The sequence below is a fragment of the uncultured Ellagibacter sp. genome, from assembly GCF_934643285.1.
GTDB lineage: Bacteria > Actinomycetota > Coriobacteriia > Coriobacteriales > Eggerthellaceae > Ellagibacter.
Genome location: NZ_CAKUBT010000022.1, coordinates 15,228 through 27,956, shown reverse-complemented (window position 1 = coordinate 27,956; position 12,729 = coordinate 15,228). Strand labels below are relative to the sequence as shown.

Annotated in this window: 11 protein-coding genes and 2 pseudogenes; 3 read left to right on the top strand and 10 right to left on the bottom strand. The window is 62.5% G+C overall.

Going from position 1 to position 12,729, the window contains the following annotated elements; translation table 11 throughout:
- Positions 1 to 554, bottom strand: a pseudogene (locus tag Q0I65_RS08385) (hydroxylamine reductase); the annotation flags it as partial.
- A gap of 95 nt (positions 555 to 649) precedes the next feature.
- Here Q0I65_RS08385 and Q0I65_RS08380 point away from each other — a divergent pair.
- Together Q0I65_RS08380 and Q0I65_RS08375 are read left to right on the top strand one after the other, a co-directional pair.
- A complete protein-coding gene (locus Q0I65_RS08380) occupies positions 650 to 1,300 on the top strand; it encodes a Crp/Fnr family transcriptional regulator (RefSeq protein ID WP_296062360.1) in 651 nt (216 codons plus the stop codon).
- Between the two features lie 154 nt (positions 1,301 to 1,454).
- Positions 1,455 to 2,051, top strand: coding sequence for a class I SAM-dependent methyltransferase (locus Q0I65_RS08375; RefSeq protein WP_296062357.1), 597 nt, complete (start codon positions 1,455 to 1,457; stop codon positions 2,049 to 2,051).
- A gap of 176 nt (positions 2,052 to 2,227) precedes the next feature.
- On the opposite strand, the gene Q0I65_RS08370 is transcribed toward Q0I65_RS08375, so the two are convergent.
- The 4 genes and pseudogenes from Q0I65_RS08370 to Q0I65_RS08355 all read right to left on the bottom strand — a co-directional run.
- On the bottom strand, positions 2,228 to 3,136 hold the full coding sequence (locus Q0I65_RS08370) for a nucleotidyl transferase AbiEii/AbiGii toxin family protein (protein WP_296062355.1): 909 nt from the start codon (positions 3,134 to 3,136) through the stop codon (positions 2,228 to 2,230).
- Positions 3,120 to 3,737, bottom strand: coding sequence for a DUF6088 family protein (locus Q0I65_RS08365; protein ID WP_296062325.1), 618 nt, complete (start codon positions 3,735 to 3,737; stop codon positions 3,120 to 3,122). Before Q0I65_RS08365 ends, Q0I65_RS08370 begins: the two co-directional genes overlap by 17 nt.
- Positions 3,738 to 3,893: 156 nt before the next feature.
- Positions 3,894 to 4,274 carry a hypothetical protein gene (locus Q0I65_RS08360; protein ID WP_296062322.1) on the bottom strand — a complete coding sequence of 127 codons (381 nt, stop codon included), beginning with the start codon at positions 4,272 to 4,274 and terminating at the stop codon, positions 3,894 to 3,896.
- A 1-nt stretch (position 4,275) separates the two neighbouring features.
- Positions 4,276 to 4,965: pseudogene (locus Q0I65_RS08355) on the bottom strand (site-specific integrase); the annotation flags it as partial.
- A gap of 615 nt (positions 4,966 to 5,580) precedes the next feature.
- Between Q0I65_RS08355 and Q0I65_RS08350 the strand changes: the two are divergent.
- Positions 5,581 to 5,799, top strand: a complete 219-nt coding sequence (locus Q0I65_RS08350; protein ID WP_296062319.1) for a helix-turn-helix domain-containing protein — start codon at positions 5,581 to 5,583, stop codon at positions 5,797 to 5,799.
- 484 nt (positions 5,800 to 6,283) lie between these two features.
- On the opposite strand, the gene Q0I65_RS08345 is transcribed toward Q0I65_RS08350, so the two are convergent.
- From Q0I65_RS08345 to Q0I65_RS08325, 5 genes are all read right to left on the bottom strand, one after another.
- Positions 6,284 to 7,690 carry a sodium-dependent transporter gene (locus tag Q0I65_RS08345; RefSeq protein WP_296062318.1) on the bottom strand — a complete coding sequence of 469 codons (1,407 nt, stop codon included), beginning with the start codon at positions 7,688 to 7,690 and terminating at the stop codon, positions 6,284 to 6,286.
- A 128-nt stretch (positions 7,691 to 7,818) separates the two neighbouring features.
- Positions 7,819 to 10,107, bottom strand: a complete 2,289-nt coding sequence (locus tag Q0I65_RS08340; RefSeq protein WP_296062315.1) for a hydratase — start codon at positions 10,105 to 10,107, stop codon at positions 7,819 to 7,821.
- A 224-nt stretch (positions 10,108 to 10,331) separates the two neighbouring features.
- Complete coding sequence (locus tag Q0I65_RS08335) at positions 10,332 to 11,189, bottom strand: universal stress protein (protein ID WP_296062313.1); 858 nt, start codon at positions 11,187 to 11,189, stop codon at positions 10,332 to 10,334.
- Between the two features lie 24 nt (positions 11,190 to 11,213).
- Positions 11,214 to 11,444, bottom strand: a complete 231-nt coding sequence (locus Q0I65_RS08330; protein WP_296062310.1) for a hypothetical protein — start codon at positions 11,442 to 11,444, stop codon at positions 11,214 to 11,216.
- Between the two features lie 18 nt (positions 11,445 to 11,462).
- Positions 11,463 to 12,626 (bottom strand): inorganic phosphate transporter, encoded by a 1,164-nt coding sequence (locus Q0I65_RS08325; protein ID WP_296062307.1) that lies wholly within the window; start codon positions 12,624 to 12,626, stop codon positions 11,463 to 11,465.
- Positions 12,627 to 12,729 lie beyond the last annotated feature (103 nt).

Genomic DNA, 12,729 nt, shown 5'->3' with positions numbered 1-12,729 from the left:
TCCTCCAAAGCGGCCATGGCGGCCAAGTTGACCTCGCCGCACTTGAGAACCAAAGGCAGCAGCTCGTCCATGCCCAGTTCGGAGCCGACGGCCCTCATGCCCTCGTAGAGAAACGCCGTCACAACAGGGTCCGACTTCCCCAGCGCCTGCGCATGATAGGCGTACGCCGCCACGCCGCGCATGCCGAAGAGCAGCAGGCTCTTCAGGCAGCGGATATCCTCCTGCGCGTCCCACAGCAAGCCCATGTCGTACGAGCTAAATTCGCCCAGGGAAATAGCCTTCGCGCGAACGCGACGCTCAAGAGCGGCAATGGCCTTAGAGTCGAAGCTGACGTTGCTCACGCAGGCGAACATGCCCTCCAGCATAAGCCCGTCGGATTCGGTATCCCCCTTTCCGCCGCTCTCGGCTCGGGCCAAGGCGACCAATGTCCCGGTCAAATCATCTTGCAGCCGAGCCACATCGGCGGTCTTGCCGCACACGCCGGCAGCTCCGGTGCAGGCGGTGCATCCCGCCGTCTGCTCACACTGGAAGCAAAACATGTTCTCGTCAGTCATTTCGCGCTCCTCTACTCGGGGGTGTGTTTTCGAAGCAACTACGCTATACTGTGGTATCAAATACATTTCTGTTGTAGAACCTACAGATGAAACCAATGCTTGATATCCCTACTTCTTCTTCGATGCTATTCGCCGGCATAACCCAAGACGAAGCGAAGCTGATGCTGCCTTGCCTTGGGGCGACAAGAAGGGTTTTCAGCCGGGAGGAGCGGATCATGCGCGCCGGCCAGCCCACCGAATACCTCGGCGTCGTCCTGTCCGGGCGCGTACGAATCGAGGTCTCGGATGCCTGGGGCGAGACGACGATCTTGGAGATGCTGGGAGCCGGCTCGCTTTTCGCGCACGGCTACGCCTGCAGCATGGAACCCCTCGACATCGACGTGCTGGCGGATACGGCATGCGAGGTGGTGCTGCTCAAGGCCGAGCGCATCATCCATTCCTGCCCCAAGCAGTGCGGCTGCCACGCGCACATATCCTCGAACCTCATGCGCGCCTTGGCGCTAAGCAACCTGGACATGAACCACCGCGCCATAGCCATGACCCCCAAGACCATACGGGGCAAGATCCTCGCCTTCCTATCGCAGCAGCAGAAGAAAGCCGGCACCCGCGCCTTCGCCATCCCCTACAGCCAGACCAAGCTGGCAAGCTACCTCAGCGTCGACCGCAGCGCGCTGTCGAACGAACTCTCGAAGCTGCGCAAGGAAGGCGTCATTGACTACGAAGGCCGCACATACCGGCTGCTGTAGCGCACAGGCAATTTTCTGTCACATTGCGGCCAAACCAGATGACCTCCCGCATATAATACCTGAAGAAGGTTGATAGAATCGCAACGGACCTTTTGCCAGGGGAACGTTGGAAGACGGAGGAGCGCGAAGCGCCCGCGTTCTAGGAAGGAAGAGCATGACCGCCACGGAAGAGACCATCGGCTACTACGATGGCAACGCGAAGAAGTTCATAGCGGACACGGCGAACATCGAGTTCGGCGCGCTGCAGAAGGCGTTTGCGGACATGCTGCCCGAGGGCGGCCGCATCCTGGACCTGGGCTGCGGCAGCGGGCGCGACTCTTTGGCGTTTCTCAAGGCGGGCTTCGCGGTCGACGCGGTCGACGGCAGCGCAGAGATGGCCAAGGCCGCAAGCGAGCTTACCGGTCTGAAGGTGGAGCATGCGACGTTCGCCGATTTCGAGCCCGAGCGCGTATACGACGGAATCTGGGCCTGCAGCAGCCTGCTTCACGTGCCGGCCGCGGAGCTGCCCGCAATCGTCGCCAAATATGCTGCTGCGCTCAAGCCGGGCGGTCGTTTCTACCTCAGCTTCAAGCTGGGCACTCACGACGGCATGCGCAACGGCCGCTGGTTCACCGACATGACCGAGCAGTCCTTCCGCCGCCTCATCGACGATGTCGAGGACCTGACCGTCGACCGCATCGGCATCACGTCCGACGTACGTCCCGGCCGCGCAGACGAGAAGTGGCTGAACGCATGGTGTATGAGGATATAGAAGGGCCATACCGAGGCAGAAAAGCCGTCGCGTTGCCCGCTCCGCCTCTTCGATTCCGGCAGGCGCCCGGAATTGGGGCGCCCTTGATCAGCTTAGCCCGTTGATGGTTTCCTCGAGCTCAACCATGTAGGCGACTATCTCATCGATGCTCGGGTAGCTGCCGAACAGCATCGGCCTCATCGAGGCGTAATCGGCCGCCAGCTCGTCGAGCCTGCCCTTTGGAGGGGCGAGCCTGAGCGTGCCGGGCCTCGCGTCGGCCAGCTTGGCCCACGGCGTGCGGTAGAACTTCTCTTTGAACCTGACGACCTGTTCGAGGAGGCCGGGCTGCGCCACGGCGCGGCCGAGCACGAACGAGTGGCCAAGGCGGTACATGTCGTAGTAATGGCGGGAGTAGCGCCTGGGCATATAGCCTTGCCCTCGGGCCTGTTGGCCTCCTGGTGCAGGATGGTGGCCTTCTCCCAGAACGTGCGCTCGGGACTCGCGGTGCGCACCGTGGTCGACAGCTCGGGCCCGAACGGAACCACGTCCGCCGCGTACGGGGTTATCGCCGCCTCCTCGGAGGGCGACCATGCCGCCATGGGCCCTATCTCCAGCTTGATGGTGTCGAGCGTGCCCGCTGACTCGTAGGAGCGCGGGTGGTCGAAGTACACGGTCTCCTCCTCGGCCCCGCACCTGACGGACGCTTCGGTGTCGAGGGACTCGGAGAGCGTGGCCCTGAGCTTCGGGACGAAGGCGTCGGCCAGGAAGGCGTTCGTGCGCTCGATGCTGTCGGTCTTGAACCGCTCCTGCGCCGAGTTGCTGCGCGGCTCCCACGGTTCGTTCTCGCCGTAGCCCAGGAGCCGCCAATCGAGTATAAGGTCGATGTCCTCCGAGAAGCGCTCGATGAGCCCGAAAGCCTTCGACAGGCTCGTGCCGCCCTTGAACACCATGGACTCGGCGAAGCCGCTTCTGTGGAAAAGGTGGTCCAAGGTGTAGCACACCCAGAAGTCCTTCTCGACGACGGCCGGCGCAAGCGCCATCCTCCGCGCGGCGGCCTCGAAGACCAGCCTGCGCTCGTCGGTCGAGGCCCTAGCGATCCTGTCCATGCTTCGCCTCCCATATCTTCTTCGCGGCGTCGGCAACCCAGGAGGTGAGCCCCGCCGACTCTTCCAGGAACGCGCCGGCCTGCTCTTCCGTGAGGTTGCGCGCGAGCGTTCCGATCTCCTCGTCGCCCACGTTCTCGCGTCCGAGCGCCTTGAGGGCCTGCACGATGGTGCAGGTGATCTGCGAGCAGTCGAGCAGGTCGCGGTTGGCGCGGTGCCGGAGCTCGATATCGTACGGCCCGTACTCGTAGCGCTTGTACGGACCGCTGCTGACGTAGACGAGCTTTGCGGGCACCTGCGTGTCGAGGCCCAGCGCGTTGAGCGCCGCGTCGCCGGACGGTGCGACGATCCACTTGTTGGCACGGGCGACGGCGCGCACGACCTCGTCGGCGCTGGCCGGCACCTCGGTGCCCATGAGCGCGCTGCGCTCCGGCGCGTAGTAGACGCCGCGGATGGCGCGGGCGATCCCTCCCTTTGCATGCAAGCGCCCGAGCGCGTTCGCGGCGTTGCGTCGGCCCGCGACGTCGGAGAAGTCGGCGGCCGTGAAGGCCCTGCCGGCGCCGAAGCTCTCTATGCGCTTGGCGATGGCCTCTGCCTCTGTCATGGCATTCCTCCTTTTTGATGAAAATAGTATATACCTTTTTCATCAAATTGCCTCTGATCGCCTTGATCACCCACGCATCGCGCCTGCGGTGCCTCGCCGCGCCGGCACGCGCGCTTGCGCCCGGAAGCGGTTGCGCCTCCCGATCGCAGCCTGGGATCAGCGCCGAGACATCCCGAAGAGGTCGTCGCCGGAGCTTTTCTCGCGCGCCGCGCGCCTTCCAGTCGGCGGCGCCTCGCCGAGCCCGTTGAAGATCTCCATGACCAAGGCGAGCTGCTTTTGGAGGTCCGCGTCGAGCTCGTCGGCGTCGCATACGGCGAGGAGCCGCTCCGCAAGCCCTTTCATGGAATCGCGCAGCGCCCGCTGCGTCCGCGACGACGGCCTCACCGTTATCTCGGTCCCGGTCAGCCTCGCCATGATGTAGTCCTGCCTGCTCATGCCGCTCCAGGCGGCCATGTTGGCGACCAGCTCGTACTCCTCCGGGGTGCAGCGGAACGCCATCGTCTTGCTGCGCTTGCGGGCGCTGTTCTCGCACGGCATCCTATTCGCCCCTCAGCTCGGAGAGCGCGTCGGCGATCTGCGCGCGCTTGGCGGGGAAAAGGTGCGCATAACGGTATGTGATGTCGATGGCCTCGTGGCCCACGCGCTCGGCGATGTCGAGGGCGGAGAAGCCCATGTTGATGAGCAGGCTCACGTGGCTGTGGCGAAGGTCGTGGATGCGTATCCGCTTGACGCCCGACGCCTTGCAGCCGCGGTCCATCTCGTGCACGAGGAAGTGCTTCGTGAAGCCGAAGAGCCGCTCGTCGGGCGCGACGTCGTCGCGCATCTCGATGAACTCCGCCATCTCGTCGCGGAGGAACGCGGGCATCTTGATCGTGCGCACAGACTTGCGCGTCTTCGGCTTCGTGATCACGTCCTCGCCGCGCAGGCGCTGGTAGGACTTGTCTATGCGCAGCTCGGACGTCTCCAACAGGAAGTCCGAGGGCGTGAGCGCCATGAGCTCGCCGCAGCGTATGCCCATCCAGTAGAGGACCTCGAACGCGTAGAAGGCGTGCGGCTTGTCGGAGATCGCGTCTGAGAAGCGGAGGTACTCGTCCTTGGTTCAGAACTGCATCTCGCCGGCCTCCTTGCTGCCCATCTTGTCCACTTTGTGAACGGGGTTCTTCTCAAGGTTGTAGTAGCGCTCGGCGTGGTTGAAGATGGCGTTGAGCTGGTTGTTGATGATCCTCAGGCACTTATCAATCAGGCTTTATGCGAGCCTGTCCTCGTCGGTGAGAAGCTTATCCTCGGGTAGAAGTAAATACCCGAGCCTGTTGGGCGAACAGGCGGTTATATCAGCTTCTATATCCTCGTTTAGATACCCCACTAGCGGAGGCGCGCGCATCGTGCCGTTCGTCTGTCCCCTTGCCGCGCAACCGACTCTTTCAGTAGGCTGCGTCCCAACGGGTGGGTACCATTTATCCGGGTGCACCTGGGGCAACGGGCCGGCAGGCCCGCGCAAGGTCGCTCGCAGAACACGCAACATCAAACACGACAGAAGAGGCGAACGACAGATGCCGGACCCCGGACGACAGCACCGCGGAAGACGAGCATTCCGACCACAACCGAACAACTCCAGCTACTAGGCAGGCGCCCGCATGGGCGCCTTTTACTTTTCAGGGACTTAGCTGCCAGCTAAGGCACGCGGCTCATGGCCGTTTCGTGAAGACGCGACCAGTTCGACCCACCTCGACCCGTCTCCGCTCCCGTCGCGCGCGTCAAGCGCCATCAGGCGGTTCAATCGTCGCGCAGACGAAAACGCACACGGGACCGCGCAGGCGCATCGCGCGGAAAGATTGGAGGAACCATGGCGCACGCGACGAAATGCGCGGTACCCGAGGGTAACCGGGGCCGCGACGAGTGGATGACGGTGATCGAGATGCAGGAGTACATGGGGGCGAGCCGGAGCAAGGCATACGACCTCATCTGGTCGGGAGAGATCGACTCGTACAGGCTCGGCAGGAAGCTCCTGGTGTCGAGGGCGTCAGTGGACGCCTACATCGAGTCGAGGAGCGGCAGGAAATGACGGCGGCGACCGCCCCGGGAGCCGCCCGCGGCCGGGCACGCGAGGGAGCCTCGAGACGAAAGGAGCTCGAGGACGACCATGACCAAGAGCATTAGCAGGACTTGACGCAATGGCGCACACCGGTGATGACATTACTCATCCCGTCGTCATGGTAGAAGCCGCGAATCTTCTTCAGATAGTTTTCTTTAGGGGAAAAAGCATGCCACTCCGATTTCCTTTGGAATTAGCATATCAAATAATAGGTTTATCGGGGGATTTTTAATCAATTGGGTGATTTATGCCCCGATAACTTAGAGATTTCTATGTCCCTCGATAGATCCATCTTTGCCATCCCGTCGTTCCGGTTTCGCCCTCTTTTGCGCGCAAGCCACCAACTACGACCGCGAGGAGTCATCGCAGGTGGCTTGCGAGCTGATCGCAAAACCGCTGATCGCAAGACCTCATCAAAACTTGGCACAGGACACTCTGGCGGAAAGATATATCGCTACGAAATCCCCAGCCATGTGCTCACGATGGGCGCATACCCCAGCACGAAGATGATGACGATCCCCACAGGCAGCACGTACTTCATGTAGCGATACGACCAGGCGGGAAAGCGCAGGCCCTCGCCCGTGTCCGCCTCGGCGAGGAAGTTCTTCCATCCCCACCCGCGCTTGCTCGTCACGAACATCACGAGGAACAGGCCGCCCAAAGGCAGGATGTTGTTCGACACGAGGAAGTCCTCGATCGACTGGATGTCACCGATGCCCGGGATGGCAACACCCGAAAGCACGTTGAAGCCCAGCACGCACGGGATGCTCAGAATCGCAATCAGCGCGCCGTTCACCAGGCACGCCTTCTCGCGGCGCACGCCCCACTGATCCATGGAGAACGCCATAATCGTCTCGAACACGGCGATCACCGTCGACAGCGCGGCGAAGCTCATGAACAGGAAGAAGAGCGTCCCCCACAGCTGTCCCAAAGGCATCGCGTTGAACACGATGGGCAGCGTGATGAACACAAGCGACGGCCCCGACGCCGGCTCCACGCCGAAGGCGAAGCACGACGGGAAGATGACGAGGCCCGCCATGAGCGCGACCAACGTGTCGAGCACGCCCACGCGCACGGCCTCACCCGTGAGGCTGCGGTCCTTGCCGATGTAGCTGCCGAAGATAGCCATCGACCCCATTCCCACCGATACGGTGAAAAACGCCTGGCCAAGGGCCGCATACACCGCGTCGCCGAACGTTGCCCACTGCTCGGCGGGCGTGTTGCCGGCGAAGAGCTTCCCGAAGTCGGGCATCAGGTAGAACTCGAGACCCCCCTCGGCACCCAGCAACGTGACCGCACGCACGCACAGCGCCACGAGCACGACGAACAGCGCGACCATCATCACCTTTGTGACGCGCTCGACGCCGTTTTTCACGCCCGCACGCGTCGTGATCACGCCGATCGCCACGATAATCAGCATGTAAATGGTCATCTGCACCGGATCGGCCAAAAGCTGCCCGAACACGCTTGCGACATGTTCGGTACTCGCGCCGTTGAACTCGCCCATCGCGCTTTTCACCATGAAGGCGAGCATCCAGCCCGCCACCACCGTATAGAACATCATGAGCAGGTAGTTACCCGCAAGGCCGACCCACTTGAAGCGATGCCACTTCCCGCCCTCGGGCTCGAGCTCATCGTAGCTGCGCGCAATCGAGCGCTGGCTTGCGCGGCCCGCGGCAAATTCCATCACGAGCACCGGCAGCGCGAATATCACCAGGAAGATCAGGTACAGCACTACAAACGCCGCGCCGCCATATTCGCCGGTGATGTAGGGAAAGCGCCACACGTTTCCCAAGCCGATCGCACACCCAGCGCTCACCAGGATGAACCCGAGACGCGATCCGAACCTTTCACGTTCCATGAAAACCTCCCCAGTCGAAAACACGGGGCACGCTTCTCAGCTATGCCCCGTGTTCGATGCTCTTCCAATCACGCGACTTCCCGCCGCGCGACTATGGCGTATTGCGTGCGCAGCTACCCGCGCACCGCCTACTCTTTTTCGCGACGCGCACGATTATAGTTGATAAGGCAGCCCGCACGCACGATAGCGCGCTCTTCTTCGGTCATATCCGCCACATAAAGCGAAATCTCGCGAGCTTCTCCCGCATGAACGACCCACGCAGTGATGTCGGACGGATCGCCGCCGATCGCCTCGCGGATGCCCGGAACGTACACGTAGTCGCCCACCTCGAATGGCGGCTCGCCCTTAAGCTGGAAAGGCACCATGCCCCAATTCATCACGTTGGAACGATAGCGTTTGGTCGCATACTCCTCGACGATGTTCGCCAGACCGCCGATAACGCGCTGGCAGCTCGCCGCCTGCTCGCGTGCGCTTCCGTCGCCGGGCTTCTTCGCGTAAATCATGCTGCCGTACTCCACGCGAGATGCGTCCACGTCCACACCCGCGCCGTTGAGTGCGGCGAACACGACGGCGAGCTCGGGATCGGCCTCGATAAGGCTCTCCCCCGCCACGCGGCGCTTCTCCACCGCATCGACGCGCTTGGAGCGCCCGACGTATTCAGAATCGCGGCGGGAAAGCGTGAACTCGGCCAGGCCGAGCGGGTTGGAACGATACGAGCTCGTCTCGCCGGAGGGAATGAGCTCGTCGGTGGTGGTCACCGGGTCCATGATCTTGGAGCACACCTTCAAAAGGATGTTCTCTCCAAGCGGCTCCATCGCGGGCCACGGCTTGATGTTCGGTCCCTCAACAAGCTCGCTTTCGGGCTTGGCCTTGCCGAATCCCCAGTACACGCGCTTGTCGTAGGGCGCGCTGTCGAAGGTGTACTCGCAAGCTTCGTCCCACGTCTCGTCGGGAAGGTCGGTAGCGGGGGTCAGAATGCCGCCCGCCGCCGCCGTCGCCGCGATGGAGCGCGCATCCATGAGCGCGACTGCCGAGAGCTGGCCGTTGCCAGGCTTGGAGCCCTCGCGGTTGGGGAAGTTGCGCGTGGTGTGGCGGATGGAAAGCCCGTTGTTCGCGGGCGTGTCGCCGGCGCCGAAGCACGGGCCGCAGAACGCGGTGCGCACGATGGCTCCCGCCTCCATGAGATCGTAGATGTAGCCGCGACGGGTGAGCTCGAGCGCGACCGGCTGGCTTGTGGGATAAACCGCCAGAGAGAACTCGCCGCAGCCGATGTTGGCTCCCTTGAGCGCTCGGGCCGCCTGGACGACGGAGTCGTAGTTGCCGCCCGAGCAGCCGGCGATGACGCCCTGCTGCACGCGCAGGCGCCCGCCCTCGATCTTGTCGAGCAGGCTGAAGTTAACCTTATCGCCGCCGATGCGGGCCGCCTCGACCTCGACCTCGTGCAGGATGTCCTCGAGGTTCTCATTGAGCTCGGCGATCGTGTAGCCGTTCGACGGATGGAACGGTAGCGCGATCATGGGGAGGATCTCGGAGAGATTCACATGCACGCAGCCGTCGTAGTATGCCATATCTCCCGGGGCGAGCTGCTTGTAGTCTTCACCGCGACCGTGAGCCGCAAGGAACGCATGAGTGTCCTCGTCGGTGGCCCAAATAGAGGACAGGCACGTGGTCTCGGTCGTCATGACGTCGATGCCGTTGCGGTAATCGGTCGTCATAGACGCGATGCCCGGGCCCACGAACTCCATCACCTTGTTCTTCACATATCCCTTTGCGAACACCTCGCGGATGATGGCGAGCGCCACGTCGTGCGGGCCGACGCCAGGGCGCGGGGCACCTTCCAAATATATTGCCACAACGCCGGGGTATGCCACGTCGTAGGTGTCGCGCAGCAACTGTTTCGCCAGCTCGCCGCCGCCTTCGCCGATAGCCATCGTGCCGAGGGCGCCGTAGCGCGTATGCGAGTCGGAGCCTAAGATCATCTTCCCGCAGCCGGCGAAGTTCTCGCGCATAAACGAATGGATCACCGCAATATGCGGGGGAACGAAGATGCCACCGTACTTCTTCGCTGCAGAAAGACCGAAGACGTGGTCGTCCTCGTTGATGGTGCCTCCCACGGCGCACAGCGAGTTGTGGCAGTTGGTGAGCACGTAGGGCAGGGGGAATTCCGTCATGCCCGATGCACGCGCGGTCTGGATGATGCCGACGAACGTGATGTCGTGGCTGGCCATCGCGTCGAAGCGGATCTTCAGCGCACTCGGATCGCCCGAGGTGTTGTGCGCCTGCAAAATCGAGTATGCGATCGTCCCCCGCCGCGCCTCGTCGGGCGTCTTCGAGATGCCGCACGCCGCCGCTTCCGCTTCGGGAACGATCTCGGTTCCTTCGCGCAGGAACACTCCGCCATCGTAAAGCTTGATCATAGAAACCCCTCTATCTCACCCGGGCCTCGCGGCCAGCCTCGTGATTGTCAGCTTGTGGTTTATGGTTGCGAGCCTTATTATCCAACACTTCGCATATGTGTGTGTTACGGGCACGCTACACGTGCTCATTTTCACGTAAAAAGGCCCGCAACCGGCAGCGATGTGCTACGATTGCGGGCTTTGCCAGTGCGAAATCAGCTTGCGCGCAGGCGTTGTCTTAAGCCTTAGGCCTTCGGCACGACGACCGTCGGCGTGGCCAGGTTCAAAAGCATGCTATGCGTAACCGAGCCGAACAGCGCACGGCCGAGCGCGGCACGGGAATGCGTGCCTAAAACGAGCAGCTGCGCATCCTTCGACGCATCCAAAAGCACGCGCGTGGGAGAAGGCCCCTCGATCGAGCGGCCCACCACCTCGAGCGCGGGGTTTGCGGTCGTGATGCGCGCGACGAACTCATCGACTTCTGCCTGACGCTGACGGCCAACCTCTTCAAGGCCGCCGCCCATGCCTTCTGCGGGACGCGACATCCAAGCCGGGATGCCCCATGCGCTCACCAGCTCGAGCGGCTGGGCGGAATCGATCGCCTCGCCGACGCCGAACGCCACCGCGGCATCCGACACGTTGTCGGGACCCACACCCACAACAATGCCAGACTTTCCAGCGCAGGTCACATCCCAGTCGCACGGCACAACGACCGTAGGAATCTTCACCTGAACAGAGACGCGAAGACCGGTCGCGCCGCCGAACGTCTCAGTGATAGACGCCCCGTGATGCGACCCCAAAACCACCATGTCGTGGTTGGCGGCTTCCTCCACAATCGATTCCACGGTAGGGCCATCGACGATCTTCGTGTCCACGGTAACGTCGGGATGCTCGGCAGCGAGCGTTTCCTTCTTCTCGCGAAGCGCCGCCTCGACGGTGGTGTGCACCATCTCGGCCTCGGCACCAAGCTTCTTCGCCTCAGCAGAATTCACGACCGCGAGAAGCATCAAGCTTGCTCCCGTGCGCTCGGCACGCGCGACCGCCCAATCCAGTGCGCGACGACCGCGCTCGCTTCCATCAACACCAACGAGAATGCTCGCCATGGTGGGCCTCCGTTTCTCTTCCAGTTAGTGGAACATCGGAATCATAAGCCACAGTGCGAACAGCACGATGGCCACACAGGCGGCGAAGCAGACGGCCGAGGCGAGACGGGTCATCAAACGAGATTCGCGCTCCACGTCCCCATCGGCGCGCGCCCACAAGCGCAGCCCCGATGCATACAGTACGCTAATCGAGCACGCAACACAAACGGCAACGACGAGAACGGTGATAAAACTAACGATTTCTTGAGTCAGCATGTGACGAGTTCCTCCTTGCTAGGCAGCTGCAGCGACGGTCTTCGCGTTCGGATTGGCGTTGATCTTCACATCGGCTCGCTCGTTGACGTTCGCGGAATTGATAGGGTTGCGGCGGGACATGCGCCAGATGATGAACGCAACGGCGCACGCGATGAACGCGACCGCAACGGTGCCCCAAAGACCCGTCTTTGCAAGCGCGCAAGCGAGGGCGCCCACGATGCCGGCAGCCGGGAAGGTGACAAGCCACGCGATGACCATCTTGCCTGCAACGCCCCAGTTCACCTTGCTGCCCTTCTTTCCAAGACCCGAGCCGATGATGGATCCGGAGCACACCTGCGTGGTCGAGAGCGCGAAGCCCATGTGAGAGGAGACGAGAATCGTAGTCGCCGAAGCCGCCTCTGCGGCGAAACCCTGCGGAGTCGAGATCTCGGTCAGACCCTTGCCAAGCGTGCGGATGACGCGCCAGCCGCCCATGTAGGTGCCAAGAGCGATGGCGAGACCGCAGATGGCGACGACCCACAGCTCAGGACCCGAACCGGAAGGCTGGAAGCCCACGGCGATCAGCGTCAGCGTGATGATGCCCATCGTCTTTTGGGCGTCGTTGGTACCATGGGAGAGCGCGACGAGGCACGCCGTCACCGTCTGGCCGTGGCGGAATCCCGACTCGATTTGCCCCTCTTCCATCTTGCGCACCACAAAGAAGATCAGTTTCACCGCGAAGAAGGCCGCAAGCCCCGCGACCACCGGGCTTACGAGCGCGGGGATGAGCACCTTGGCGAGCACTGCGGCAAAGTTCACGCCTTCAACGTCTGCACCCACGATGACGGCACCGACCAGGCCGCCAAACAGGGCATGCGAGGAGCTCGACGGCAGGCCTACGAGCCAGGTGATGAGGTTCCATATGATTGCGCCAACCAATCCGGCAAAAATGAAGGCCGCGCTGATGGTGACCTGCTGCTCGTTGATGATGCCGCCTGAGATGGTCTTCGCCACCTCGGTCGACAGAAATGCGCCGATAAGATTGAGCGTTCCGGCCGCGATGACGGCGGTCTTCGGCTTGAGCGCGCCCGTGGCGATGGAGGTCGCCATGGCATTGGCGGTGTCGTGAAATCCGTTCGTGAAGTCAAACGTGAGAGCTGTGACGATGACGAGCACCACCACAACCAGAGTTGCCGGATCCATGTGTCTATGTTCTCCCTTCGAGTTTTCTCTCCGCTCGAAGGGCGCAAGCCCAACCCGTCCCTCCGAGGCCGATGAACACATTAGGGAGGGCGTGTCTGGGAAA

Coding starts and splice junctions, on each gene's coding strand:
- Q0I65_RS08380 (WP_296062360.1), top strand. CDS start 650: ATGCTTGATATCCCTACTTCTTCTTCGATGCTATTCGCCGGCATAACC.
- Q0I65_RS08375 (WP_296062357.1), top strand. CDS start 1,455: ATGACCGCCACGGAAGAGACCATCGGCTACTACGATGGCAACGCGAAG.
- Q0I65_RS08370 (WP_296062355.1), bottom strand. CDS start 3,136: ATGGACAGGATCGCTAGGGCCTCGACCGACGAGCGCAGGCTGGTCTTC.
- Q0I65_RS08365 (WP_296062325.1), bottom strand. CDS start 3,737: ATGACAGAGGCAGAGGCCATCGCCAAGCGCATAGAGAGCTTCGGCGCC.
- Q0I65_RS08360 (WP_296062322.1), bottom strand. CDS start 4,274: ATGCCGTGCGAGAACAGCGCCCGCAAGCGCAGCAAGACGATGGCGTTC.
- Q0I65_RS08350 (WP_296062319.1), top strand. CDS start 5,581: ATGGCGCACGCGACGAAATGCGCGGTACCCGAGGGTAACCGGGGCCGC.
- Q0I65_RS08345 (WP_296062318.1), bottom strand. CDS start 7,690: ATGGAACGTGAAAGGTTCGGATCGCGTCTCGGGTTCATCCTGGTGAGC.
- Q0I65_RS08340 (WP_296062315.1), bottom strand. CDS start 10,107: ATGATCAAGCTTTACGATGGCGGAGTGTTCCTGCGCGAAGGAACCGAG.
- Q0I65_RS08335 (WP_296062313.1), bottom strand. CDS start 11,189: ATGGCGAGCATTCTCGTTGGTGTTGATGGAAGCGAGCGCGGTCGTCGC.
- Q0I65_RS08330 (WP_296062310.1), bottom strand. CDS start 11,444: ATGCTGACTCAAGAAATCGTTAGTTTTATCACCGTTCTCGTCGTTGCC.
- Q0I65_RS08325 (WP_296062307.1), bottom strand. CDS start 12,626: ATGGATCCGGCAACTCTGGTTGTGGTGGTGCTCGTCATCGTCACAGCT.